The organism is Saccharothrix deserti (genome assembly GCF_009769385.1).
GTDB classification, from domain to species: Bacteria; Actinomycetota; Actinomycetes; order Mycobacteriales; family Pseudonocardiaceae; genus Actinosynnema; species Actinosynnema deserti.
In genome coordinates this window covers 137,358-162,108 of sequence record NZ_VKAB01000027.1, presented here as the reverse complement: position 1 = coordinate 162,108, position 24,751 = coordinate 137,358, and the positions used below count along the sequence as shown (strand labels likewise).

Here is a 24,751-nt window from a genome sequence, read left to right as displayed (position 1 = left end):
GGTGGAAAGCCTGGCGTTCACCTCATTGTGTGGGGGCGTGTCGGGGGAACGGGTAGGCGGGTGGCGAGGCGGACCGCGTCGTGAGGTGCCACCGCGTCGGTGTCGTTGTCGAAGTACACGTAGACGTCGTGGTCCACGGCCCACGCCTTGATCTTGGCGGCCCACTCGTCCAGTTCGCTGTCGGAGTAGCTGCCGACGTACAGGGCCTGGTTGCCGTGCAGCCGCACGTAGGCGAAGTCCGCCGTGACGTCTTCGAGGTACGGGAATTTGCCGGCGGTGTGGGAGACGACGAGCGCGATGTCGTGCGCCCGCAACAAGTCGTGGAACTCCGGCACCAGGAACGTCGAGTGGCGGACCTCCAGCGCGTGCCGCAGTGGCCGGTCGGTGTCGGTCGTGGTCCAGGCCCGTTCGTCGGGCAGTCGCTCGTCGTGACGCTCGGCGAGCTTGGCCGCGGCCGAGGTGGTGCGGGGGAGGAGGTCGAAGAACGCGGCCAGGCGTCCGGGGTCGTAGCGGAGCTTGGGCGGCAACTGCCACAGGAACGGGCCGAGCTTGGCCTCCAGCGCGAGCACACCCGAGGCGAAGAAGTTGGCCAGCGGGGTCTCCACGTCGCGCAACTGCTTGAGGTGCGTGATGAACCGGCCGCCTTTGACCGCGAAGGCGAAGTCCTCCGGCGTCTGCCGCGCCCACGCCCGGTAGCTGGACGGGCGTTGCAGCGAGTAGAACGAACCGTTCAGCTCCACCGAGGTCATGAGGCCCGAGATGTGCTCCAACTCCCGCCGCTGCACCAGGCCTTTCGGGTAGAACGCGCCACGCCACGCCGGGTAGACCCAGCCCGACGTCCCGATGCGAACCTCACCCGTCATGTCCCAGTGGTACCCATCTGATCCACGCGTACCCCCGTGCCGCGGTGGCAGGCTGCCCAGGCTCAGCTGAGCCGGTCGATCAAGGCGAGGGCGTCGTGCGGTGCCGCGCCGCGCATCGTGTTGTCCAGGTACGCGTAGACGTCCCGGGTGGCCGACCATTCGCGGAATCTGGCGGCCCAGCGGTCGAGGGCGGTGTCGGAGTACGTGCTGATGTACAGCTCTTTGTCGCCGTGGAGGCGGGCGTAGACGAAGTCGGTGGTCAGCTCGCACAGTTCCGGGAAACGGCCTGCCGACTCGGCGACGACGAGCGCGACTCCGTGCCGTGCCAACAACTCCGCCAGTTCGGGCTTGTCCCAGCTCGGGTGCCGGACCTCCACCGCGTGCCGAACCGGTGGGCCGGGCAACAGTTCCAGGAACGCGGCCAGGCGCTCGGGACGCCACGGCAGCGTCGGGGGGAGCTGCCACAGGATCGGCCCGAGTTTCGTTCCCAGGTCGAGCACCCCGGACGAGAAGAATTCCGACACGTCCTTCTCGACGTCGCGCAATCGCTTGATGTGCGTGATCTCCCGATGGCCTTTGACGGCGAACACGAAGTCGTCGGGTGTGCGTTCGGACCACGACTGGAAGTCCGTCGGCTTGCGCAGCCCGTAGAACGAGCCGTTGATCTCCACCGTGCCGAGCCTGCGGGACAGGAACTGCAATTCCAGGCGCTGCTGCAACCCACGCGGGTAGAAGTCACCGCGCCACTCGGGATGGCGCCAGCCGGACGTGCCGATTTTGATCTCACCCACAGTGACCGTGTTGCCCATGAGTAACCGCTGAAACGTGTAGCACAGCTGTAGCACTCCGAGTATGATTGTGTCATGGCTGTCGCAACCACCGGTCACACGATCGGCCAACGGGAACTCCGCAACGACAACGCCGAGATCATGCGGCGGGTCGAGGCGGGGGAGCGCTTCGTGGTGACCCGCAACGGCAAGCCGATCGCCGACCTGGTGCCGCACGCCGAGTCCAGGCCCCGGCACACGCTCGCCGAGACGCAGGCCGAGTTCCGCAAGCTGCCCCGGGTGGACGCGGCGCGTTGGCACGCCGACCGCGTGGCCGACGACGAGTTCTTCGGCGCCGACGACCCGACCGAAGACCCGTGGCGCCGGTGACCAGGCGGATTCTGCTGGACACCGGCGTGGTGATCCGGCTGGAGGACATCGACTTCGGCGACCTCGCCCGCGCCGAGCCCGCGATCAGCGCCGTCACCGCGGCGGAGTTGGCCTACGGGCTGGACGTGGACGACCCGGTCGAGCGGTTCGCCCGCACCGAGCGGTACTACGCCGCGCTGGACCGGTTCGAGGTGCTGCCGTTCGACCTCGCCGCCGCCAAGATCTACGGCACGCTCGCCGCACTGGTCCGCCGCACCGGCCGCAGCGCCCGCCCGCGCCGGATGGACCTGCAGATCGCGGCCACCGCCGCCGCGCACGGCATGCCGGTGTTGACCACCAACGTCAAGGACTTCACCGGACTGGACCGGGTGGTCGAGGTCATCGCCGTCCACCCGGTCGAACACTGACCACCGAGTCGACCACCTCGCGCGGTACTCGTGCGCTATAACGGTGTGCATATCGGAGCCACGGTGGGACGGGCTGCTCAGCGGTGATCCGGGCAGGCCGAACGCGGCATCGACGACTGGGTCGAGGGGATGCGGCAGCGCGCGGACAAGCTGCGGGCGTTGCGCGCCGAGGTGGAGCGGATCCAGGTCACCGAGACCAGCGCGAACGGCGCCGTGGTGGTGACCGCCGACTCCGACGACATCGACGACGTCGCCGGGCACGTGGCCGACGTGCCGAGAGCGGACGGCGGCACGGGGTTCAGCCGCGCGGAGATCGAGCAGATCAAGAACCACGTGTTCGAGGACCTGCACCCGTTGGAGGGCCAGAACGGCGGCACGGTGATGGCACGGTTCGACCCGAACCCCGACATGGCCGAGGCCTGGCTGCGGCTGCGGTCCGGTCGGGCACGGCCGGAGGACGTGGCGCTGTTGGAGCACGAACTGGCCGAGGCCCGATACTGGCAGCAGAACCCGAACGCCTCGTACAAGGACGCCCACGCCGCGGCGAACGAGGTATCGCGGTGGGAGAACCAGATCCCGCCCGTGTCCAACGAGGACTACAGCAAGCCCTGGAGGTAGGCCGTGGCCATGCTCGTGTACCCGCACAAGGCGGAGGAGACCGCGGCCGGCGTGCGCTACCGGTTCCACACCGACTGCGGCGCGGAGCGGTTCCTGGTGCTCGACAAGACGTCCGAGACCATCCAGCCGGACGACGGCAACCGCGACGGCGTGTTCCGCGCGGCGGCGGGAAAGCTGGCCAAGGCGTGGCTGAGCACCCACGAGGCCCCCGACCGCCTGGTGCACCAGAGCTAGAACCCCGCGCCGTCCAGCGCGCCGGTCACCACCCGGTCCACGCGGGCCTGCTGCGGATCACGGGCCAGCGCCTCCGTGCACGGGCAGCGCGCCAGATCGCTGCCGCACAGGTACACCCCGAGCACCCGCAGGCTGCGCGCCGTCTGCCGCAACCGCGCCGCGCCCCTGAGCCGCACCTGCCCGTAGACGGCCTTCGCCAGCTGGTACGGCGCACCGGGCCCGAGATCGACGCACGCCTGGCTGTCCAACTCCTCCGCCACGTGCGCGATGGGCCGGCACCCGCACGCCCGCGCCGACCGCACCAACCGCTGGTCCAGCTTCGCCACGAGCCGCTTGGCCACCTCGTCCCGCCAGGCGCGGTCGGTGCGGAGGAAGGCGACCAGCTCCTCCACGCGCAGGGGATCGGGCTGTGGACGGCGGGCGCGCGCTCTTCGTCGTTGAGGGGTCATGCCACCAACATCGGGCGTTTCAAACCGTTGTGAGGCCCCCTCACCCACCTGCCAGAGGAATGCACTCGCGCGCAGTAACGAGCCGTACGCGCAGAGACACCAGTGCGCCGGCCGCATGAAGCCGGCAACGTGAGCGGTCAGCGGGGCGCTGTGGGTGCTCGGAACAGGGTGCGTCCGAAGGAGAAAGCGATCCCCGCCAACGTCGCGGGCACTGCCGGCAGGACCAGGTAAGCCCACACACCGCCGGTGAACCCGACCTGCCCGCTACCGCTTGTCACCGTCATGACCAGGAGGAACCAGGCCATGACGGTGACGATCACCGAGCCTGCCCAGCCACCCGCCAGCGCGCGCCTGGCCGTCCTCGCGCCGTTGCCGTCGAGGTGCTCACCGTGAACGCAGGACCGTGCCGAAAGCAGGCTCACGCAGGACATCGGTCATGGCAGCAACCCCACTCGGCGCAGCAGTGTGTTCGGATCACTCACCAGGGCGGTGAGTTCGGTGATGGCGGGGCTCTGCGGGCCCTGCGCCAGATCGGTGGGAACGCTGTGGGCCCGTAGGTTCCGCAGCACTTCCAGGAACTCCTGCTGCATCTCGGTCACGCGGGCCGAATGCGTCCAGGCCGGATCGACCTCCAAGTCGAGGACGCGGCCGCGGTGAATCGTGCCGCGCACGTGTCCGCCCCGGCTCTCCATGGTTGTCGGCCGGTCCACGACCTCGGTCATGCGCTGCTGTCAGGACGTCTTGTGCCTCGGGTTCCTTTGGTTCGGATCGAGTGCGCCGGCTCTTCCTCGTCACCCTCTTCGAAGCCGAATCTGAATACGCAGTCCAAGTCTCCCCCTGCTATCCGTGATCAACCAATTCCGCACCGTAGTCGATGGCATGGGCGGTGCGCAGGCGGTTGGCGTTACCGGTCCGGTAGCGGGCGACGTCGGTGAAGTCCGACAGTCACCACTGTGCCCCGGCTGCCGAAGGCAAACCGGGGCACAGTGGGCGAGGAGGCTCAGGCCGGGACCGAGGCCACTCCCGGGGCCAGGAACCGCTTGCCCGTCACCTTCTCCGAGATGCCCGACCGGTCCAGGTACGGGGTGATGCCGCCCAGCCAGAACGGCCAGCCGGCGCCGAGGAGCATGCACAGGTCGATGTCCTGCGCCTCCGCGACCACGCCCTCGTCGAGCATGATCCGGATCTCCTCGGCCAGCGCCTCCAGCGCCCGCGCGAAGACCTCGTCACCGGTCAACGGCTTGTCGCCGAACGACCACAGCGCCTGCACCTCGGGGTCGACGGTCTGCTTGCCGGTCGAGTCCCACTGGTAGACGGCGGTCTTGCCGGCCTGCACGAACGCCTTCATGTTCTCCGACACGCCGAACCGGTCCGGGAACGCGCCGTGCATCGTCTCGGCCACGTGCAGCGCGACAGCGGGGCCGACGAGTTGCAGCAGCACGAGCGGCGACATCGGCAGGCCCAGCGGCTCGGTCGCCTTGTCCGCGACCTCGAACGGCGTGCCCTCGTCGATGGACTTCACGACCTCGCCCATGAACCGGGTCAGCAGCCGGTTCACCACGAACGCCGGCGCGTCCTTCACCAGCACGGACGACTTCTTCAGCTGCTTGCCCACCGCGAACGCGGTCGCCAGCGTCGCGTCGTCGGTCTGCCCGGCGCGCACGATCTCCAGCAGCGGCATGATCGCCACCGGGTTGAAGAAGTGGAAACCCACGACCCGCTCGGGGTGCTTGAGCCCAGAAGCCATCTCGGTGATCGACAGCGACGACGTGTTGGTCGCCAGCACCGCCTCGGCCGAGACGAACTCCTCGACCTCGGCGAACACCTTCTGCTTCACGCCCAGGTCCTCGAACACGGCCTCGATGACGAAGTCCGCGTCCGAGAACGCCGCCTTGTCCAACGACCCCGTGACGAGCGCCTTGAGCCGGTTCGCCTTGTCCTGCGACACGCGCTTCTTGCCGAGCAGCTTGTCGATCTCGGCGTGCACGTACCCGACGCCCTTGTCCACCCGCGCCTGGTCGATGTCGGTGAGCACCACCGGCACCTCCAGCCGCCGCGCGAACAGCAGCGCCATCTGCGAGGCCATCAGGCCCGCGCCGACGATGCCGACCTTGGTGACCTTGCGCGCCAACGACTTGTCCGGCGCGCCCGCCGGCCGCTTGGCCCGCTTCTGCACCAGGTTGAACGAGTACAGCCCGGCCCGCAGCTCGTCGCTCATCACGACGTCCGCCAGCGCCTCGGTCTCGGCCGCGTAGCCGCGGTCCAAGTCGTTGGCACGAGCCAACTCCAGCAGCTCGAGGGCCTTCAACGCGCCCGGCGCCGCGCCCTTGGTCTTGCCCTCGACGATCGCACGGGCCCGCGCCACGGCCGCGTCCCAGCCCGCGCCGCGGTCGATCTCCTTGCGCGGCGGCACGACGTCGCCGCCCACCACGGAGGCCAGCCACAGCAGCGACTGCTCCAGGTAGTCGGCCGAGTCGAACAGCACGTCCGCGATGCCCAGCTCCAACGCCTGCTTGGGGTTGAGCATCTTGTTCTGGTTCAACGCGTTCTCGAAGATCACGGTGACCGCGTCGTTCGGGCCGATCAGGTTCGGCAGCAGCTGCGTGCCGCCCCAGCCGGGGAACAGGCCGAGGAACACCTCGGGCAGCGCGATGGCCGCCGCGTTGGACGCCAGCGTCCGGTAGTGGCACGACAGCGCCAGCTCCAGGCCTCCGCCCATCACCGCGCCGTTGACGAACGCGAAGGTCGGCACGGACGACTCGGTGAACTTGCGGAACACGTCGTGGCCGAGCTGCCCGATCGTCACGGCCTGCGAGCGTTCCGAAGCGCCCTCGACGGCCGTCAGGTCCGCGCCGACGGCGAAGATGAACGGCTTGCCGGTGACCGCGATCGCCGCCGGGGACGCCGCCGCGGCCTCGTCGAACGCCGCGTTCAGGCTCACCAGCGACTGCGGGCCGAACGTGGACGGCCGGGTGTGGTCCAGGCCGTTGTCGATGGTGATCAGGGCGACCTTGCCGGTCACACCGGGCACCGAGATCAGCCGGGTCTTCGCGACCGTCACGACCTCGTCGGGGAAGAGGGCCTTGGCCTCGTCAGCGGTCAACGTGGTCACTTGCCGTCTCCGTTCCAGTGGGGGTTCTCCCAGATGACCGTGCCACCCATGCCGATGCCGATGCACATGGTGGTGATGCCGTAGCGCACGTCGGGGCGCTCGGCGAACTGCCGCGACAGCTGGGTCATCAGGCGCACGCCGGAGGAGGCGAGCGGGTGGCCGGTGGCGATCGCGCCACCCCACTGGTTGACCCGCGGGTCGTCGTCGGCGATGCCGAAGTGGTCGAGGAAGGCGAGCACCTGCACGGCGAACGCCTCGTTGATCTCGAACAGGCCGATGTCCTCGATGGACAGACCGGCGCGCTTGAGGGCCTTCTCCGTCGCGGGCACCGGGCCGACGCCCATGACCTCGGGCTCGACACCCATGAACGAGTAGCCGACCAGGCGCATGCCGACCGGCAGGCCCAGCTCGCGGGCGGTCTCCTCCTCGGCCAGGATGCAGCCGGTCGCGCCGTCGTTCAGGCCCGCCGCGTTGCCCGCGGTGACCCGGCCGTGCGGGCGGAACGGCGTCTTCAGCTTGGCCAGGTCCTCGACCGTGGTGCCCGGACGCGGCGGCTCGTCGGCCGTGGCCAGGCCCCAGCCGTTCTCCGCGGAACGGGTCGCGACCGGCACGAACTCCGGGCCGATCTTGCCGTTCTTCACCGCGTCGGCGTACTTGGCCTGCGAGGCCGCCGCGAAGGCGTCCGTGCGCTCCTTGGTGATGGCCGGGAACCGGTCGTGCAGGTTCTCCGCCGTCGAGCCCATGACGAGCGCGGACGGGTCCACGATCTTGTCGGACAGGAACCGCGGGTTGGGGTCGACGCCCTCGCCCATCGGGTGGCGGCCCATGTGCTCGACACCGCCCGCGATGACGACGTCGTACGCGCCGAACGCGATACCGCTGGCCGACGTCGTCACGGCCGTCATCGCGCCCGCGCACATGCGGTCGACGGCGTAGCCGGGCACCGACTTGGGCAGGCCCGCGAGCAGCGCCGCGGTGCGGCCGATGGTCAGGCCCTGGTCGCCGGTCTGCGTGGTGGCCGCGATGGCCACCTCGTCGACCCGCTCCGGTGGCAGCTCGGGGTGGCGCCGCAGCAGCTCGCGGATCACCTTGACGACCAGGTCGTCGGCACGGGTTTCCGCGAAGATTCCCTTGGGGCCGGCCTTGCCGAACGGCGTGCGCACGCCGTCCACGAAGACCACGTTTCGAACGCGTGCCGGCGCTACTGGTGCGGCCACGGCGTCTCCTCCACTTGTGGTGACGAGTCCCCCGAGCGGCGGGCGCGACTCCTACCGATCGGTAACCCAACTCTAGCCCCTGTTACTGGCGGGTAACCACCGTGGTCGCCCTGTCTCGTGCGTCACAGAACGCGCGGATGGCCAGGAACAGCCCGAACCCGAACGGGGACAGGATGATCGTGAACACCAGCAGCGGGCCCATGAGCAGCGGGTGCAGGCCCAGGCGGCGGCCTTCCCGGAACATCCACGCCCCGATCAGCAGGTCCCACGCGATCACCTGCGCCCAGATCGCGGAGGCGCCCCAGGAGGTGCCCAGGAACTCCCTCAGCGTGTCCAGGTCCGGGCTGCTCATCGTGGCCCACAGTTCGGGGAGGTGGGCGGCGACCAGGACCGTGTAGACGACGAGCGGGGGCACGGCGATCAGCGGGGACGACGTGATCCGGGCCGTGCCCGACCACTTCGGGGCGAAGATCATCAGCCCCCAGAACGGCACGGTGAGCCAGAACGTGAGCTGGAACAGGAACCCGGTCATGCCGGCACCGCCTCCGTCGTGTCGTCCGTCGTGCGCAGAGTCCTCGCGATCACCGTGACGGTCCAGGTCACCACGGCCGGCGCGCCCAGTGCGGTGAGCAGGTCCGGGCGCAGCAGCGGCTGTCCGCGTAGCGCCTGCCACGTCACCAGGGCCGTCAGGCCCGCGTAGCCGATCGCCAGGCCCCAGACGAGCTTCGTGGTCGCACGTCGGCGGAACAGCAGTACGACCAGTGGGATGACCTGGAGGGCGTGGATGCCGACGAAGTGCGGGATGCGCAGGTCGCCGCCTGTGGTGCTCCACCCGGTCAACGCCATCTGCGGGCCGCCGTCCCGCACGCCGACGCTGTGCGCGCCGACGATCCCGGCGGCGACGTCCTCGTCGTTCCGCTGCCCGGTCATGAGGATGCCGAGGGCGAGGCCGATGAGTGCGAGGAACAGGCCCAGTCGGATCGCGAGACCCGTGGTGCGGTCGCTGAACCTGGTGAACAGCAACGCCACCGCGATCACGGCGTGCATGATCCAGAGGGTCAGGATGCTGTAGGTCATGATGTCCCACAGGAGCTCGTCGAACGGCGTGGCGGTGTTGAAGTGGCTCCGCGTGCCCCGGACGACCTGTCCGACGATGACCGCCATCTCGCTGGTCCCCATGAGCGCGACCACCGTGCCCGCCCACCGGGTGGCGCGGCGGAATCGGGTGGTCAGGGTGAGCATCCAGGCGAGCGTGATGGCGTAGAGGCCGAGGGACGCGGCGAACTTGAGCGGTTTGAACCAGATCGGCGACCCGACCAGGATGCGGTCGTCCACGACCAGGCCGACCAGGGAGACCGGTACCAGGGCGGCCATCAGCAGGGCGAAGAGCACCAGCGGTGGGTGCCAACGGAGAATGCGGGTCACAGGTAACTCCCCAGGATGGATAGCGGTGCTTCCTACTATCGGACAGTAGCACTATCCATTCTGGGAAGACCCTCAGGAAGATGGAGCACATGCGCATCGCGGAACTCAGCCGCACGACCGGCGTGCCGGTACCGACGATCAAGTACTACCTGCGGGAGGGGTTGCTCCCGGCCGGTGAGCGGACCAGCCCGAACCAGGCCCGGTACGGCGAGGACCACGAGCGCAGGCTGCGCCTGGTGCGGGCGATGGTCGAGGTCGGCGGGCTGCCGATCGCCGTGGTGCGCGAGGTGCTGGCCGCGCTGGACGACCCGGAGAAGTCGCTGCACAAGTCGCTGGGCACGATCGAGGCGGCCATCGGGCCCGCCGAGCCGTCGACCGACGACGAGGTGGCGGTCCGGCAGGCCGAGGAGTTCATCGCGCGGCAGGGCTGGGACCACAAGCCGCAGGCGCCCGGGTTCCAGGCTCTGGTGAGCGTGCTGGCCACCGCCCGCCAGATCGGGCACCCCGGGTTCGTGGAGCTGCTGGACGACTACGCGCGGGTGGGCCGGACGCTGGCCGAGATGGACCTGGCGTACGTGCTGGGCATGCCGTCCAGGGACGAGGTCCTGGAGGGCGTCGTGGTCGGCTCGTTCCTGGGTGACGCCGCCGTGGCGGCCATCCGCCGACTGGCGCGCCGTGACCTCTCGGCCCGTCGTTCCGCCGAGGTGGACTCCGGCTCGGGTGCGGACGACGCCGCACCCGAGCCACGTCCGGAGTGCTGAACGTTCAACTCGGGTGTTCCGAACGCAGGACAAGCACGTTCCGAACGCAGGACACGCGCTTGGCCGCGCTAGGGGTCGGGGGTCAGGGCCTGGGAGAGGACCTCGGCGGTCAGGTTGACCTGCCAGTTCCGCGCCCCACCCTCACGCAGCGCCGCCGCGACGCCTTCCGGTGAGATGTCCGCCGGCGGCTGCCAGCACGTGCGCCGCACGAGGTCCGGCAACAGCAGGTTCTCGACCGGCAGGGTGTTCGCCTCGGCTACCGCGGTCAACGCGGTTCGGGCCGCGGCCAGGCGGGCTGCCGCAGCCGGGTCCTTGTCGGCCCACCGGTTGGCGGGCGGCGGACCGTCGTGCTGCTGCGACGGCTCCGGCAACTCGGTCCGGGGCAGTGCCGCGGCACGCTGCAACGCGCCCAGCCACACGCCGACCATGCGGCGTTGCGCCCGACCCCGGAACACCGGCAGCGCCGACAGCGCCGCCTCATCGGCCGGACCGCGCACCGCGGCCTCGACCAGCGCCGAGTCCGGCAGCACCCGACCGGGCGCGATGTCGCGTTCGCGGGCCAGCGCGTCCCGCGCCTCCCACAGCGCCCGCACCGCGGCCAGTTGCCGCGGACTGCGGATCCGGTGGATTCCCGACGTGCGGCGCCACGGCTCCGCACGCGGACGCGGCAGGGGAGCCGTGCGGGCGGCCTCGAACTCCTCGAGCGCCCACTCCAGCTTCCCCTGCCGCTTGAGCTCCTGTTCGAGCACGTCACGCAGCTCGACCAGCAGTTCGACGTCGAGTGCGGCGTAGTTCAGCCAGTCGGCGGGAAGGGGGCGGCGCGACCAGTCGGCCGCGCCGTGCCCCTTCTCCAGCCGGTAGCCCAACAGCCGCTCGACGAGCGTGCCCAGCGCCACCCGCTCGAACCCGGCCAGCCTGCCCGCCAGCTCGGTGTCGAACAACGCGCTCGGACGCAGGCCGAGTTCGGCGAGGCACGGCAGGTCTTGCGACGCCGCGTGCAACACCCACTCGGTCCCGTCCAGCGCCTCGACCAGCGGGTCGATTCGACCGCCGAGGGCGATCGGGTCGACCAGCACGGTCCCGGCGCCTTCCCGGCGCAATTGCACCAGGTAGGCACGTTGCGAGTAGCGGTATCCCGAGGCTCGCTCGGTGTCCACCGCAACCGGACCCGTCGCTCCGGCGAGCGCATCAGCGGCACGCCGGAGCGACGGTGCGTCGGCAACGACAGGCGGAACACCGTCAGCGGGTTCCACCAGCGGCACCGGATCAGCACCGGTTGGTTCGGTTGGCTCGTCGGAGGGTACGTCCACGGCGGAAGACCCTACGACGAACGCACCACTCGCGGGTGTGTTCGGCCGGTTCAGTGTGCCGACCTGGTCAGCGGATCACGCCGGCACGCATGGCCAGCGCGACCATCTGAGCCCGATCCCCGGTGCCCAGCTTGCGCCCGATCCGCGACAGGTGGCTCTTCACCGTCAGCGCGGAAAGGCTGAGCGCTTCGCCGATTTCCTTGTTGCTCTGGCCATCGGCGACCAGCTGGAGGACCTCGACCTCACGCGCGGACAGTTCCCGCGGCGTGTTGTCGGTGCCCGGCACCCTCGTGCCCGCGGCGAGCACGGGCGCGACGCTCGGGTCTGCGTAGACGCCGCCGTCGAGGACCCTGCGCACCCCGTCGGTGACCACCATCGGCGAGGCGGACTTCAGCAGGTACGCCTGGGCGCCCGCCTGGAAGGCCGACCTGACCGCGTAGGGGTCGTCGGAGGACGCGAGGACCACGATGCGGGGCCAGCCCTGGGCACGGAGTTCCGTGACCAGGTCGATGCCGGTGCCATCCGGCAGACCCAGATCGAGGATCGCGAGGTCGCACGGTCCGGTGGCGAGTGCCCGCGCCCGAGCCTCCGCAACCGAAGCCGCCTCATGCACTGTCCCGGCTCCCATCTGGGTGAGCCGAGCCGATATCGCCTCCCTCAGCAGTGGGTGGTCGTCGACCACCAGCACTGAAAAAAGCTCCTCCCGCGGGTGCGGGACCATGTTCGCCGGCAACGAGCCGGCTGGCGTGGTACGAACGGCCTGACCTAAGCCGACGGCAGCCACGTCACTACCTCCCTGGAGTCGGTCGTGCCCCCCGACCGGCACCGGGACTTTCGGCCAATCAGCCGCGCCACTGATCGACCGAAAGTGGTGTCGTCTGGGGCAGCGTAGCCGCCCAAGCGGGTCTACGGGACGATCAATCGGGTATCTATCCCGAATGAGTTGTCACTGATGGCCCCCGTTGTCACACGATCGGATGACAACTGAAGAGGTCGCGTAACGCGAGCGGTTCTCACGACGACATCAAGGAGTTGCGGGTGGCGAGCACCACGGGTGAGAGTCGGGCCGAGGAACTGCTGGCCCGCGTGCCGCTGGTGGACGGGCACAACGATCTGCCGTGGGCGTTGCGCGATCTCGTCGCTCCGGGGCAATTCGGTGAAAAGTCAACACGCGTCGATCCGGCCGCGGCCACGTTTGTCGTCGATCTGATGACGCTCCAGTCGGGGTTGCAGACCGATCTGGCGCGGGCACGCGACGGCCGGTTGGGGATGCAGTTCTGGTCCGTGTGGGTCCCTTGCCGACTGGCGGGTGACGCAGCGGTGACCGCCGTCCTGGAGCAAGTGGAGTTGGTCCACGCCCTCGCCGACCGCTACCCCGGGCACCTGCGGATCGCGACGACCGCCGACGAGGCCGAACGGGCGTTCGAGGACGGGCGGATAGCCTCCCTGATCGGCGCGGAGGGCGGACACTCCATCAACGGCTCGCTGGGCGTCCTGCGAGCGCTGAGACGGCTCGGCGTGCGGTACATGACGCTCACGCACAACGAGAACACCGAGTGGGCCGATTCGGCTACCGACGAACCCGTGCACGGCGGGTTGTCGCCGTTCGGGCGGGACGTGGTGCGGGAGATGAACCGGATCGGGATGCTGGTCGACCTGTCCCACGTGGCGGCCTCGACGATGCGGGACGCGCTGGAGGTGTCGTCGCGGCCGGTGGTGTTCAGCCACTCGTCGTGCCGGGCGGTCGCCGATCACCCGCGCAACGTGCCGGACGACGTGTTGACGCAGCTCAAGGGCAACGGCGGCGTGTGCATGGTGACGTTCGTGCCGCAGTTCGTGTCGCAGGCGCACGTCGAGTGGGACACCCGGCTGAAGGACGCGATGGAGGCGGCGGGGGAGAGCCACAACGACCTCGAGGCCCGGCACCGGTTCATCGACTCGTGGTCGGACGGCGGCCCGACACCGCACGTGACCATGGACGACGTGGTCGCGCACCTGGAGCACGCCCGCGAGGTGGCCGGCGTCGACCACATCGGGCTGGGCGGCGACTACGACGGGACGCGCAGCCTGCCGGAGGGCATGGAGGACGTGTCGTGCTACCCGAGGCTGATCGGCGCGCTGCTGGACCGGGGCTGGAGCGAGGACGACTGCGCCAAGCTCGCCGGCCGCAACATCCTCCGCGTGCTCCGCGACAACGACTGACCCCGGCGGGGGTGGTCGGCCGAGCGGGTCAGTGGAGGGTGGTGATGCCCACCGGGGGCAGGCCCACGGCGGTGGCCATGAGGTCGAAGAAGGCGGTGCCGTGGGCGGCCAGGTCGGCGGTCCGGGCGGTCCAGGAGGCGCGCAGTTCCAGGTCGTCGGTGCGGGCCGGGCCGGCGATGTCGCCGAAACGGGCCGACGAGGTCTGGGTGACGGTGCCGCCCAGCGCCAGGAACTCGGCGCCCGCCACCTCCAGCGCCTCCACCAGCCACGACCAGCCCACCTCGGGCAGCAGGGGGTCGGCGGCCAACTCGGCGTCCAACTCCACCCGCACGTACGCGACCAGCCGGAACACGCCCGACCACGCCTCGACCCCGTCGGGGTCGTGCAGCAGCACCAGCCGTCCGGTGGACAGCTCGTCGGCGGGCCCGGTCACCTCCGCGGTCAACGCGAAGGACCAAGGCGCAAGCCGCTGCGGCGGGCGCACCTCGGTCAACTCCAGTTCGGGTCGGGTTCGCACCGACCGGAGCGTCGCCACCGCCCGCTGGAACAGTTCGGGCTCCGTCACACCACGGACTGTAGGCCCCTAAACCTCGGAAAGTGAGCGCGGCACGCCGGGCCTGAAAACGCCTTCCGCCCAACACGTGGGACGATGTCGGGCGAGATGAACGACATCACCGAAGCCCCGTTGCTCGTCGCCGCGCGCGGCGGCCGGCCCTCACGCACGCCGGTCTGGTTCATGCGCCAGGCGGGCCGATCGCTGCCGGAGTACCGCAAGCTGCGCGAAGGCACCGCGATGCTGGACGCCTGCATGGACCCGGAGATGGTCTGCGAGATCACCTTGCAGCCCGTCCGGCGCCACGACGTGGACGGCGCGATCCTCTTCTCCGACATCGTCGTGCCGCTCAAGGCCGCGGGCATCGACCTGGACATCGTGCCCGGCACCGGGCCGGTGGTCGCCAAGCCGATCGCGACCGAGTCGGACGTCCTGGCCATCGCCGAGCTGCACGAGGAGCAGGTGCGGCCGGTGGTCGACGCGATCGGGCTGCTGAACGCCGAGCTCGGCGACGTGCCGCTGATCGGTTTCGCCGGCGCGCCGTTCACCCTGGCGTCCTACCTGGTCGAGGGCGGCCCGAGCAAGCACCACGAGCGCACCAAGGCGCTCATGCACGGCAACCCCGACCTGTGGCACGCGCTGCTCGACCGGCTGGCCGGCATCACCGCCGAGTTCCTGCGGGTGCAGGTGCGCGCGGGCGTGAAGGCGGTGCAGCTGTTCGACTCGTGGGCGGGCGCGCTGTCCGAGCGCGACTACCGCGAGTTCGTCCTGCCGCACTCGACCAGGGTGCTCCAGAGCATCGAGGGCGTGCCGCGCATCCACTTCGGCGTCGGCACGAGCGAGCTGCTGCCCGCGATGCGCGAGGCCGGCGCGGACGTGGTGGGCGTCGACTGGCGCACCCCGCTGGACGTCGCCGTGAAGCGGCTCCAGCAGGCCGCGCCCGAGCTGCCGCTGCCGGTGGTCCAGGGCAACCTCGACCCGGCGCTGCTGTTCGCGGGCCTGCCCGCGTTGGAACGCGAGATCGAGCGGATCAAGCGCGAGGGGCAGGCCGCCGCCGGCCACATCTTCAACCTCGGTCACGGCGTGCTGCCCGACACCGATCCGGACGTGATCACCAGGGCCGTCGAGATGGTGCACCGGACGACATGAGAGCGCTGCGAGTCGCGGTGGTCGGCGGCGGGATCTCCGGCCTGGCCGCCGCGCACCGGCTGCGCCACCTGCTCGGGCCGTCGGCCGAGATCACCGTGGTCGAGCAGGCCGACCGGCTGGGCGGCAAGCTGCGCACCGCCGAGGTCGGCGGGCGCGCCTACGACGTGGGCGCGGAGGCGTTCCTGCACCGCCGCCCCGAGGCCGCCGAACTGGTCGCCGAACTGGGCCTGGCCGACGAGCTGGTCCACCCGACGAAGGCCCCGGCGAGCATCCACGCCGCCGGCGACACCCGGCCCATCCCGGCGCACACCCTGATGGGTGTCCCCGCGTCGGTGGAAGCGGTCCGCCAGGTCCTGTCGCACGAGGGCCTGCGCCGGGTCGCCGCCGAACCCGACCTGCCGCCGATCCGGCTGGACGGCGCGGACGTCGCGGTGGGCGCGCTGCTGCGCGAACGGTTCGGCCCCGAGGTGGGGGACCGCCTGGTCGGGCCGCTGCTCGGCGGTGTCTACGCGGGCCGCACGGAGGTCCTCGGCCTGCGCGCGACCATGCCGCAACTGGCCACCGCACTCGACTCGGGTGTCGGCTCGCTGCTGGCCGCCGCCGCGACCACGATGCCCGCGCCACCCCAACCGAGGGTCACCCGACCGCCCGTCTTCGGCACGCTCCGCGACGGCCTGTCGACGTTGGTCGAACGGCTGGCCGAGGTGACGAAACCCCGGATCAGGCTCGGCCTGCCGGTGCGCGCCCTGATCCGCCGTGGGCACGACTGGCGGCTGGAGATCGGCCCCGCCACCGCGCCGCAACACCTGGACGTGGACGGCGTGGTGCTCGCCGTGCCCGCACCCGCCGCGCGCAAGCTGCTCGCCGACGTCGCGCCCGCCGCGTCCCGCCGCTACGCCGAGGTCGAGGTGGCGTCGATGGCGGTGGTGGCGCTGGCCCTGCCGCCCGGCACCGAGCTGCCCGAGCGTTCCGGCGTGCTGCTGGCCGAGGGCGAGCGGGCACCGGACGGCGTGCCGTTCACCGCGAAGGCGTTCACCTTCTCCAGCCGCAAGTGGGCGCACCTGGCCGGTGAGCCGGTGCTGGTGCGCGGCAGCGTCGGCAGGCACGGCGAGGCGCACCTGTTGCAGCGCGACGACGACGAGCTGGTCACGGCGGTCCGGCACGACCTGGCGCAGCTGACCGGGATCACGGCCGAGCCGATCGACACCGCCGTCACCCGCTGGGGCGGCGGCCTGCCGCAGTACGGCGTGGGTCACCTGGACGTCGTCCAGGCCATCGAGGACGCGGTCGCCGAGGTGCCCGGCCTGGCCGTGGCGGGCGCGACGCTGCACGGCGTCGGCATCCCCGCGTGCATCGCGACGGCGGACGCCGCGGCGGCCCGTGTCGCCGCTCACGTGCTCGGCCGCGTGCGCTGAGTGAGAGGATTGAGGGCATGGCCCGCCTGAACTACAACGAGTTGAACGACACCATCCGCTACACCATGTGGTCGGTCTTCCGGGTCGAGCCCGGTCGCCTGCCCGACGACCGCGGCCCGGCCGCGTCCGAGGCGCAGGAGTACCTGGACGGCCTGGAGTCCAAGGGCGTGGTGGTGCGCGGTGTGTACGACGTGGCGGGTCTGCGCGCGGACGCCGACTACATGATCTGGTGGCACGCCGAGGAGATCGAGCAGGTCCAGCACGCCTACAGCGGGTTCCGCCGCACCGCCGTCGGCCGCGCGTCCACCCCGGTGTGGAGCCAGGTCGCGCTGCACCGGCCCGCGGAGTTCAACCGCAGCCACATCCCGGCGTTCCTGGCGGGCGAGGAAGCCCGCAAGTACGTCTGCGTGTACCCGTTCGTGCGGTCCTACGAGTGGTACCTGCTGCCGGAGGAGGACCGCCGCCGCATGCTCGCCGACCACGGCAAGGAAGCGCGGGACTACCCGGACGTGCGGGCGAACACGGTCTCGTCGTTCGCGCTGGGCGACTACGAGTGGATGCTGGCGTTCGAGGCCGACGAGCTGCACCGCATCGTGGACCTCATGCGGCACCTGCGCGGCACCGAGGCGCGCCGGCACGTGCGCGAGGAGATCCCGTTCTACACCGGCACCCGCGTCCCGGCCGCCGAACTGGTCACGAACCTGCCGTGAGCGCGGCGACGATCCGCTTGGCGTGGTGGCTGCCGATGTGCGCGCCGAACGTGCCGAGCACGATCGACGAGCCGTCCCGGAACGACGACCCGGACGAGGGCGGCTCGATCTTCCGCCAGGACTCGTGGTGACACGGGAGGAGGGGCGCCCGGCCTCGGACGCCCCTCCTCACCGGTCCGCTACTTCGTGATCTTGTAGGCGCGGATCACGGAGTGCTCGAACGTGTTGCCCTTGCTGTCGGAGCCCTTGGCGCGCAGTGATGCGTAGCCTGCTTGGTCGGTGTTGCGCACGAGTGCGGTGTTGCCGATGACGGGGATTTTGGTCCAGGTTGTGCCGTCGTCGAAGGATGCTTCGATCTCGATTTTGCGGACGTGTCCGTTGTCGGCGCCCTGCTGTTGTTCGACGGTCAGCGGGATGCGCAGGACGCGGCCGGCGGGGGTGCTGCCGTTGGCGTCGAGTTTGGGTGTGAACCGGACTACGGACAGGGGCAGTCTGCGGCTTTGTTCACCGGGCACGGTGTCCGAGCGGAACGTCCACGCGCTGGTGACCCGCGATGCGAACTCGGAGACGCCCGGCGCGCGGACGACGTCCACCTCCGCCCGGTAGCGGGCCACGCCGCCGGGCACGGTGAACCGCCCGCCCGGTTCCGCGGTCTCGCCGACCTTCTGCCCGTCCCGGTACAGCGTGGTGCGGGCGGACGAGTAGGCGGACGCGCCGACGTTTCCCCCGCCGTCGTTGAACAGCGGCACGGACACCGTGAGCACGTCGCCGGTCCGACTCAGGTAGTCGAACCGGGTCGGCGGCGCGCCGGGGCCGAACACCGGGAAGTTGAACCGCTCCTCGGCGCGGCTGCCGCCCCGGTAACCGCGGTCCGGCGACGTGAAGTTCGAGACGATGTCGAAGTCGCCCCGGATCTGCAGCATCGACCAGTTCCACTTGACGCCGTCGGCGACGGTCACGTGGTCGACCGCCTCACCGCCCTGCCGCACCGGGAACAGCGCCGCCCAGCCGCCGGAACCGGCGGGCCCGACGGCGTTGCCGCCGTGGATGAACTCGTCGGCGGCGGGGCTGGGGCCGAACTTCGTCCGCACCTCGGCGAGGTCGCCCTTGGCGGGGGTGCGGGTGAAGCCGGTGGGCACCTCGCCGTACTCGATCCACGCGAACCGGTAGTTCACCGGGGTGTCGCCGATCGGCTTGCCCTCGAACTGGGACGTGACCATGACGTTGAGCTGGTCGTCCGGCAGTGCCGGGCCGACGTGGCCGAGCGTCAGGTTCTCCGGGAACCCGCCGAGGAACGCCGCGCCGAAGCCGACCGACCTGCCCCCAAACACGCGGTTGAGGCTGACGTCGCCGATCACCGTGACCGCGTCCGGGTCGGGTGCGGCGATCTTGACCGGTTTGGCGGTGCGGGCGTCGAACGTGATCGTGGCGTCCTTGTCGACGGCCAGGCTCGGCTGCGGCAGCACGGTCATCCGGTGGTCGGCCTCGTCACCGGTCACGATGCTGGCGTAGAGCATGTACTCGCCCTTGGGCAGGCGGGTGGTGACGCTGTTGTCCGTGTCGCCCAGGAACATGAACGTGTCGTTGTCCACGCCCATCACGACACCGGTGTAGACCGTGGGCGCCTGGCCGTTGGCGTCGAGGAAGTCGGTCGTGATCTGGTAGCTCTCGACCTCGCGGTTGACGCTCATCGGTGTGCGCAGGTCGTTGCCGGCGACGACGGTGCCGGAGAACAAGCCGTCGACCGTGCCGACTCTGGTGTCGGCGGTGATCGTCACTTTCGCCTCGCCGCCGGCGGGGACGGTGACGGTTGCCGGGCTGATGGTGAACATGCCGGCGGGTGCGGGCTTGCCGTCCGGTCCCTTGGCGTCGACGGACACGTCGAACGTGACCGGCTCTGTGCCGCTGTTGCGGTAGGTGAGTTCCTTGACGATCGGGGTGTCGTCGGTGTGCGGCCACTGCTGGAGACCCATGGCGAGGCTGGCGGGCTCGGAGGTGACCGTCGTGGTGATCGCCTTGGCCAGGTCGACCCGGCCGGTGCCCTGGTCGAACGCGGTCAGCGCCGGGTTCGCCTTGGCGGAGGCCATGAGCGCGGCCTTGATCTGCGCGCCGGTCCAGTCCGGGTGCTGTTGCGCGATCAACGCCGCCGCGCCGGCGACGTGAGGGGTGGCCATCGACGTGCCGGACAGCGCCACGTGGTTCTCGTCCACCGGCGTGCCGATGCTGCCGGTGGCGGCCTTCGCCGCGACGATGTCCACGCCGGGCGCGGTGATGTCGGGTTTGACCGCCCCGTCGCCGATCCGTGGGCCACGGCTGGAGAAGGGCGCGATGCTGTCGTCACGCTCGACCGCGCCGACGGTGAGTGCGGCGTCCGCGCTGCCCGGTGAGCCGACCGTGCCGGGCCGGCCGGAGTTGCCCGCCGCGATCACGAACAGCGTGCCGCTCTCGGCGGACAGCGTGTTGACGGCCGATTCGAGCGGGTCGATCTCCGGCGAGTCCCCGCCGCCCAGACTGAGGTTGACCACGTCGGCGCCTTGCTCGACGGCCCACTGCATGCCGCCGAGGATCCAGGACTCCGCGCAGCCGTAGAGGACGCAGACCTTGCCGTCGAGGATCTGTGCGTCCGGCGCGACGCCCTTGTACTTGGTGTCGGTGCTGGCGATGGTCGCGGCGACGTGCGTGCCGTGACCGTCCACGTCGGTCGCGTCGGGATCGTCGGTGAAGTTCTGCTCGGCGACTTCCTTGCCGGCGAGGTCGGGGTGCTTGCCGTCCACACCGCCGTCGAGCACGGCGACCTTGACGCCTTGGCCGGTGTAGCCGGCCTGCCAGGCGGTGGGTGCGCCGATCTGGGCGGTGGAGCGGTCGAGGCTGGGCTGGCGCAGGCCGTCCAGCCAGACCTTCGCCACAGCGGGGTCGTTCAGCAGGGCCTGGAACGCTGTCCCCGCCTCGGTTTTCGCGGTCTGCGCGGCCACCGCGTTGACGGCGGGCAGGTCACGCGTGACCGTGGTCCCGGTCGACCGCAGTCGCGCGTCACCGTGCTGGGTGACGATCAGTGGCAGGGTGTCGCGCTTGGCGTCGTCGTAGCCCGCCTCGACCAGCCCGGTCACGTCGAACAGGCGCAGGTCGAGCTTGCCGTTCGCGACCGCGCTCACCGCGTCGCGCGGGACGACGTGCAGGTTGCCGTCTCGGTGGAACGTGTGGAAGCCGACCTTCGTACGGCCGGGACCGGCATGGAACGAGCCGAACGTGGCGCCGTTGAGCACGACCCGGTCACCGGTGATCAGGGTGACGGTCGGTCCGGCGCCGGGCTGGCGCTGCGGTTGGCCCGGTGTCGCGGCGGCAACCCCCGTTGCCGTGCCGGCCGCGAGTACGGCCGCCAGGACGGCGGCCCCCCATCCCAGTCCGCGTCTTCTTGATCTCGACGTCAACTCAGACACCTCCCGAATCTGGTTGTCCGCGTGGCGGAAACGCGCAGTCGGAAGGCGCCGCCGACCCACGGTCGCGGCGATGAACCGGAATGAGACGAAGCCCCCCAACGACTTCGACGCTATCCACCCGTCAGGGTGAGGGCAGCGTCTCTTTGAGGGGAGTTCACCACCCGATCGGGCTAGTCGTTGCTTACTCGTCGTCGTGGGATTAGGGAGAGAGGGCATACGGGTGAGCGAATGCCCCCATCCCGTCACTTGATCTTGTAGGCGCGGATCACGGAGTGCTCGAACGTGTTGCCCTTGCTGTCGGAGCCCTTGGCGCGCAGTGATGCGTAGCCTGCTTGGTCGGCGTTGCGTACGAGTGCGGTGTTGCCGATGACGGGGATTTTGGTCCAGGTTGTGCCGTCGTCGAAGGACACCTCGACCTCGACCCGGCCGACCCTGCCGTTGGCCGCGCCCTCCTGCTGCTCGACCACGAGCGGCACCCGCAGCACCCGGCCGGCGGGCGCGACACCGTTCGCGTCGAGCGCCGGGGTGAACCGGACCACGGTCAACGGCAGCGGCGCGTACCGATCACCCGGCACGGTGTCCGAGCGGAACGTCCACGCGCCGCTGACCTTCGAAGTGAACTCCGCGACGCCCGGCGCGCGCACGGCTTCGGTTTCGAGCCGGAAGTCGGCCGCGCCCGACGGCACGGTGAACAGGCCGCGACCCGGCTGGGTGGTCTCGCCGACCTTCACCCCGTCGCGCAGCAACGTGGTCCGGCCCGACGAGGTCGCCGAGTAGCCGCTGTTGCCGTTCCGGTCGCCGAACAGCGGCAGCCAGAAGTCGACCCGGTCACCGCCCCTGGACAGGTACGGGAACGCGGTGGTGGGCAGGGCAGGCCCGAACACCGGGTGGTGCAACGACTCCCGGTACGTGCGCCCGGCTTGGAGGGTGCGCAGCGGTGTGACCACTTCGGCCTCGATGCCGACGTCCCCGAACTGCGCGAGCGACCACAACCACCGGATGCCCGGCCCTGTGGTGGCGTAGTCGATCGACCTGCCCGGCGTGGTCACCGCCGCGTCGATGGCGAGACCGTTGAAGCCCTCGGGTGTGATCACGAAACCGGCGTAGCCGTACTCCTCGCCGGCCGTGCCGGGACCGAACTCCGACCGGACTTCCGCCAGATCCCGCTTCGCGGGGGCGCGGACCAACCCGGTGGGCACCTTGCCGCGTTCCAGCCACGAAAGCCGGTACGTCACCGGGGTCGTGCCGACCGGGGTGCCGTGGGCCTGCGTGCTCAGCATGGTGGACAGGTCGCCGGCGGGCAGCTCGGGACCGAGGTGCGCCGTCGACACGGTGCCGAAACCGCCCGGGAACAGCGAGCCGGTGGCGATCACCGGACTGCCGTCGCGGTTGCGGCTCAGGAGGATGTCGCCGACCGGCGTCTCCACCTCCGGGTCCGGGAAGGTGATCTCCACCGGCTTGGCCTTGCGGGCGTCGACGGCGATCGTGGCGTCACCGGTGACGCGCAGGCCCGGGTGGGGCAGAAAGGCGGTCTTCGTCTCGTCGGTCGTCACCTCGGACATGACGAAGTACTCACCCTTGGGCAGCCGGGCGGTGGCTTTGCCGCTCTCACTGCTCAGGAACACGGTCTTGTCGTTGTCGAGGCCGGCGACGAACGTGAACTGCGTGGTCGCCGGCTTGCCGTTGGCGTCCACGAAGTCGAACGTGACGTCGTAGCTCTCGACCTCGCGGTTGACGCCCACGGGCACACGCAGTTCGACGCCGCCGCCCGAGGCGACGACGGTGCCGCCGTACGGGCCGTCGACCGTGGCCGCCTTGGTGTCGGCGGTGACGGTCGCCTTGGCCTCGCCACCCGCCGGCACGGTGATCGTGGCGGGGCTGACGGTGAACACACCGGCCGGCACGGGCGCGCCGCCGGGACCCTTGGCGTCGATGGTGAGGTCCAGCGTGACCGGCTGCGCACCGGCGTTGCGGACGGTGAACTCCTTGGTGGTCGGGGTGTCGTCGTCGTGCGGCCACCTCTGCAGACCCAGCGCCAGGCTCGGCGGGGCGGCGGTGACCGTGGTGGTGATGGCCTTGGCGAGGTCGACGCGGCCTGTGCCCTGGTCGAATGCGGTCAACGCGGGGTTGTTCTTCGCCGACGCCATGAGCGCGGCCTTGATCTGCGCTCCGGTCCAGTCCGGGTGTCGCTGTGCGATCAACGCCGCCGCGCCCGCGACGTGCGGCGTGGCCATGGACGTGCCGGAGATCGCCACGTGCTGCTCGCCCACCGGGGTGCCGATCTGCCCGGTGCCGGACTTCGCCGCGACGATGTCCACACCGGGCGCGGTGACGTCCGGCCGGGGCGCGCCGTCGCCGATCCTCGGGCCGCGACTGGAGAAGTCCGCGATGCTGTCGTCACGCTCGACCGCGCCGACGGCGAGCGCCGCGTCCGCGCTGGCCGGGGAGTTCAACGTCTCCGACCCGCCGGAGTTGCCCGCCGCGATGACGAACAGCGTGCCGGTCTGCGCGGACAGCGTCTCGACGGCCTGTTCCAGCGGGTCGACGTCCTCGGTGTCCACGCCGCCCAGGCTCATGTTCACCACGTCGGCGCCCTGGTCGGCGGCCCACTGCATACCGTCGAGGATCCAGGACTCCAGGCACGCGTCGAGGGAGCAGACCTTGCCGTCGAGGAGCTGCGCGTCCGGCGCGACACCCCGGTACTCCCCGCCGGAACTGGCGACCGTGGCGGCGACGTGCGTGCCGTGGCCGACGAGGTCGGTGGTGTCGGGGTCGTCGGTGAAGTTCCGCTCGGCGAGCTCCCGGCCCACGAGGTCCGGGTGGCCCTGGTCCACACCGGTGTCCAGCACGGCCACCTTGACGCCCTGGCCGGTGTACCCGGCCTGCCACGCGGTGGGGGCGCCGATCTGGGCGACGCTGCGGTCCAGGGTCGGTCGGCGGACGCCGTCCAGCCAGATCTTCTTGACGCCCGGGTCGTCGACGAGCGACTGATAGGCGGATTCGGACTTGGCGACCTGTGCGGCCACGGCGCCGACGGCGGGGAGCGCGCGGGTGATCCGGACGCTGTCGCGGGTTTGGGCGCCGGTGATGATCAGCGGGACGTTGTCGCGCCCGGCGTCGTCGTAGCCCGCGTCCACGAGCCCGGTGACGTCGAACAGCCGCGGGTCCAGCTTGCCCTCGGCGAGCGGTCGGGCCGCGTCGCGCGGGATGACGTGCACGTGACCGTTGCGCTGGAAGCGGTGGAACGTGATGTTGTCGCGGTCCCGCCCCGGGGTGACCGAGACGAGCGAGTCGCCCTTGACGACCACCTTGTCACCGGTGATCAGGGTGACGGTGTGGCGTTGGCCGTCGGCTCGGCTCGGTGGTGCGGGCGACGCGGTGCCGGTGGCGGTGGCAGTCGTGGTGCCGGTGGTGAGTCCGGCCGCCAGTAACGCGGCCCCCCCCAGACGACTCCACGCCTCCGTGATCTCGGATTCAACGCAGATACCTCCCGAATCTGGTTGTGCGCGCTGTGGAACGCGCCGCCGGGAGGCGTGGTGCGGTTGAGGTGTACCTGAAACGATGCCGCCCTGAATGACGAGCCCCCCGACACCTGGACGCTATCCACGTCCGGGAGCGGATTCAGCGGCCCAACGTGGTGCGTGCGGGCGGCCGGGTAGCGCAACCGGCGTTGCTCGCCGACGGGTCGGACGATCTTGAAAACGGCGAAGAGGGGCACCCGTTCCGCACGGG

The 24,751-nt window shown here is 70.6% G+C and carries 24 protein-coding genes; 10 read left to right on the top strand and 14 right to left on the bottom strand.

Features of this window, described 5'->3' with window-relative positions:
• Positions 1–17: 17 nt before the first annotated feature.
• Entirely contained in the window at positions 18–863 is an 846-nt protein-coding gene (locus FM051_RS36000; RefSeq protein WP_158842769.1) for a DUF72 domain-containing protein, read from the bottom strand.
• Between the two features lie 62 nt (positions 864–925).
• Positions 926–1,672, bottom strand: coding sequence for a DUF72 domain-containing protein (locus FM051_RS35995; RefSeq protein WP_158842768.1), 747 nt, complete (start codon positions 1,670–1,672; stop codon positions 926–928).
• Positions 1,673–1,726: 54 nt separating this feature from the next.
• Here FM051_RS35995 and FM051_RS35990 point away from each other — a divergent pair, with 54 nt between their 5' ends.
• The 4 genes from FM051_RS35990 to FM051_RS35975 all read left to right on the top strand — a co-directional run bounded on the left by FM051_RS35990 (position 1,727) and on the right by FM051_RS35975 (position 3,279).
• Positions 1,727–2,020 carry a type II toxin-antitoxin system Phd/YefM family antitoxin gene (locus tag FM051_RS35990; protein WP_158842767.1) on the top strand — a complete coding sequence of 98 codons (294 nt, stop codon included), beginning with the start codon at positions 1,727–1,729 and terminating at the stop codon, positions 2,018–2,020.
• Positions 2,017–2,427, top strand: coding sequence for a type II toxin-antitoxin system VapC family toxin (locus tag FM051_RS35985; protein WP_158842766.1), 411 nt, complete (start codon positions 2,017–2,019; stop codon positions 2,425–2,427). The genes FM051_RS35990 and FM051_RS35985 overlap by 4 nt, the downstream gene beginning before the upstream one ends.
• 129 nt (positions 2,428–2,556) lie before the next feature.
• Positions 2,557–3,045, top strand: a complete 489-nt coding sequence (locus FM051_RS35980; protein ID WP_158842765.1) for a hypothetical protein — start codon at positions 2,557–2,559, stop codon at positions 3,043–3,045.
• 3 nt (positions 3,046–3,048) lie between these two features.
• Positions 3,049–3,279, top strand: coding sequence for a hypothetical protein (locus FM051_RS35975; protein WP_158842764.1), 231 nt, complete (start codon positions 3,049–3,051; stop codon positions 3,277–3,279).
• Here the strand turns inward: FM051_RS35975 and FM051_RS35970 are convergent.
• From FM051_RS35970 to FM051_RS35940, 7 genes are all read right to left on the bottom strand, one after another.
• Positions 3,276–3,728: a hypothetical protein gene (locus FM051_RS35970; RefSeq protein ID WP_158842763.1), complete on the bottom strand. Its 453-nt coding sequence runs from the start codon at positions 3,726–3,728 to the stop codon at positions 3,276–3,278. The two genes, FM051_RS35975 and FM051_RS35970, sit on opposite strands and share 4 nt — an antisense overlap.
• 137 nt (positions 3,729–3,865) lie before the next feature.
• Complete coding sequence (locus tag FM051_RS35965) at positions 3,866–4,150, bottom strand: hypothetical protein (RefSeq protein ID WP_158842762.1); 285 nt, start codon at positions 4,148–4,150, stop codon at positions 3,866–3,868.
• A 12-nt stretch (positions 4,151–4,162) separates the two neighbouring features.
• Positions 4,163–4,450, bottom strand: a complete 288-nt coding sequence (locus FM051_RS35960) for a hypothetical protein (RefSeq protein WP_158842761.1) — start codon at positions 4,448–4,450, stop codon at positions 4,163–4,165.
• Between the two features lie 278 nt (positions 4,451–4,728).
• Positions 4,729–6,840 (bottom strand): 3-hydroxyacyl-CoA dehydrogenase NAD-binding domain-containing protein, encoded by a 2,112-nt coding sequence (locus FM051_RS35955; protein WP_158842760.1) that lies wholly within the window; start codon positions 6,838–6,840, stop codon positions 4,729–4,731.
• A complete protein-coding gene (locus tag FM051_RS35950) occupies positions 6,837–8,057 on the bottom strand; it encodes a thiolase family protein (RefSeq protein WP_158842759.1) in 1,221 nt (406 codons plus the stop codon). The genes FM051_RS35955 and FM051_RS35950 overlap by 4 nt, the downstream gene beginning before the upstream one ends.
• Positions 8,058–8,139: 82 nt before the next feature.
• A complete protein-coding gene (locus FM051_RS35945) occupies positions 8,140–8,589 on the bottom strand; it encodes an ABA4-like family protein (protein ID WP_158842758.1) in 450 nt (149 codons plus the stop codon).
• A complete protein-coding gene (locus tag FM051_RS35940) occupies positions 8,586–9,482 on the bottom strand; it encodes a hypothetical protein (protein ID WP_158842757.1) in 897 nt (298 codons plus the stop codon). Before FM051_RS35940 ends, FM051_RS35945 begins: the two co-directional genes overlap by 4 nt.
• Before the next feature lie 80 nt (positions 9,483–9,562).
• Between FM051_RS35940 and FM051_RS53380 the strand changes: the two genes are divergently transcribed.
• On the top strand, positions 9,563–10,243 hold the full coding sequence (locus FM051_RS53380; protein WP_274383534.1) for a MerR family transcriptional regulator: 681 nt from the start codon (positions 9,563–9,565) through the stop codon (positions 10,241–10,243).
• Between the two features lie 68 nt (positions 10,244–10,311).
• On the opposite strand, the gene FM051_RS35930 is transcribed toward FM051_RS53380, so the two are convergent.
• On the bottom strand, positions 10,312–11,553 hold the full coding sequence (locus tag FM051_RS35930; protein WP_158842756.1) for a ribonuclease D: 1,242 nt from the start codon (positions 11,551–11,553) through the stop codon (positions 10,312–10,314).
• A gap of 67 nt (positions 11,554–11,620) precedes the next feature.
• Positions 11,621–12,337 carry a response regulator gene (locus FM051_RS35925; protein ID WP_015099292.1) on the bottom strand — a complete coding sequence of 239 codons (717 nt, stop codon included), beginning with the start codon at positions 12,335–12,337 and terminating at the stop codon, positions 11,621–11,623.
• 254 nt (positions 12,338–12,591) lie between these two features.
• Here FM051_RS35925 and FM051_RS35920 point away from each other — a divergent pair, with 254 nt between their 5' ends.
• Positions 12,592–13,755, top strand: a complete 1,164-nt coding sequence (locus tag FM051_RS35920) for a dipeptidase (RefSeq protein ID WP_158842755.1) — start codon at positions 12,592–12,594, stop codon at positions 13,753–13,755.
• 28 nt (positions 13,756–13,783) lie between these two features.
• Here FM051_RS35920 and FM051_RS35915 read toward each other — a convergent pair whose 3' ends face one another.
• Positions 13,784–14,320: a DUF3000 domain-containing protein gene (locus FM051_RS35915; RefSeq protein ID WP_158842754.1), complete on the bottom strand. Its 537-nt coding sequence runs from the start codon at positions 14,318–14,320 to the stop codon at positions 13,784–13,786.
• 84 nt (positions 14,321–14,404) lie between these two features.
• On the opposite strand from FM051_RS35915, the gene hemE reads away from it, so the two are divergent.
• Genes hemE through FM051_RS53375 form a run of 4 tightly spaced genes read left to right on the top strand, consistent with a single transcriptional unit; the run spans position 14,405 to position 17,713 of the window.
• On the top strand, positions 14,405–15,457 hold the full coding sequence (gene hemE, locus FM051_RS35910) for a uroporphyrinogen decarboxylase (protein ID WP_158842753.1): 1,053 nt from the start codon (positions 14,405–14,407) through the stop codon (positions 15,455–15,457).
• Positions 15,454–16,872 (top strand): protoporphyrinogen oxidase, encoded by a 1,419-nt coding sequence (gene hemG / locus FM051_RS35905; RefSeq protein WP_158842752.1) that lies wholly within the window; start codon positions 15,454–15,456, stop codon positions 16,870–16,872. The genes hemE and hemG overlap by 4 nt, the downstream gene beginning before the upstream one ends.
• Before the next feature lie 17 nt (positions 16,873–16,889).
• Complete coding sequence (hemQ, locus tag FM051_RS35900) at positions 16,890–17,582, top strand: hydrogen peroxide-dependent heme synthase (RefSeq protein WP_158842751.1); 693 nt, start codon at positions 16,890–16,892, stop codon at positions 17,580–17,582.
• Complete coding sequence (locus FM051_RS53375; RefSeq protein WP_274383533.1) at positions 17,579–17,713, top strand: hypothetical protein; 135 nt, start codon at positions 17,579–17,581, stop codon at positions 17,711–17,713. The genes hemQ and FM051_RS53375 overlap by 4 nt, the downstream gene beginning before the upstream one ends.
• Before the next feature lie 48 nt (positions 17,714–17,761).
• Here the strand turns inward: FM051_RS53375 and FM051_RS35895 are convergent, their stop codons facing one another.
• Positions 17,762–21,019 (bottom strand): S8 family serine peptidase, encoded by a 3,258-nt coding sequence (locus FM051_RS35895; protein WP_238412285.1) that lies wholly within the window; start codon positions 21,017–21,019, stop codon positions 17,762–17,764.
• A 242-nt stretch (positions 21,020–21,261) separates the two neighbouring features.
• On the bottom strand, positions 21,262–24,327 hold the full coding sequence (locus FM051_RS35890; protein ID WP_158842749.1) for a S8 family serine peptidase: 3,066 nt from the start codon (positions 24,325–24,327) through the stop codon (positions 21,262–21,264).
• Between the last annotated feature and the right edge of the window lie 424 nt (positions 24,328–24,751).

Excerpts from the sequence above, each read along its gene's own strand:
- FM051_RS36000 (WP_158842769.1), bottom strand. The coding sequence starts at position 863 with ATGACGGGTGAGGTTCGCATCGGGACGTCGGGCTGGGTCTACCCGGCG.
- FM051_RS35995 (WP_158842768.1), bottom strand. The coding sequence starts at position 1,672 with ATGGGCAACACGGTCACTGTGGGTGAGATCAAAATCGGCACGTCCGGC.
- FM051_RS35990 (WP_158842767.1), top strand. The coding sequence starts at position 1,727 with ATGGCTGTCGCAACCACCGGTCACACGATCGGCCAACGGGAACTCCGC.
- FM051_RS35980 (WP_158842765.1), top strand. The coding sequence starts at position 2,557 with ATGCGGCAGCGCGCGGACAAGCTGCGGGCGTTGCGCGCCGAGGTGGAG.
- FM051_RS35970 (WP_158842763.1), bottom strand. The coding sequence starts at position 3,728 with ATGACCCCTCAACGACGAAGAGCGCGCGCCCGCCGTCCACAGCCCGAT.
- FM051_RS35960 (WP_158842761.1), bottom strand. The coding sequence starts at position 4,450 with ATGACCGAGGTCGTGGACCGGCCGACAACCATGGAGAGCCGGGGCGGA.
- FM051_RS35945 (WP_158842758.1), bottom strand. The coding sequence starts at position 8,589 with ATGACCGGGTTCCTGTTCCAGCTCACGTTCTGGCTCACCGTGCCGTTC.
- FM051_RS53380 (WP_274383534.1), top strand. The coding sequence starts at position 9,563 with ATGGAGCACATGCGCATCGCGGAACTCAGCCGCACGACCGGCGTGCCG.
- hemE (WP_158842753.1), top strand. The coding sequence starts at position 14,405 with ATGTCGGGCGAGATGAACGACATCACCGAAGCCCCGTTGCTCGTCGCC.
- hemG (WP_158842752.1), top strand. The coding sequence starts at position 15,454 with ATGAGAGCGCTGCGAGTCGCGGTGGTCGGCGGCGGGATCTCCGGCCTG.
- hemQ (WP_158842751.1), top strand. The coding sequence starts at position 16,890 with ATGGCCCGCCTGAACTACAACGAGTTGAACGACACCATCCGCTACACC.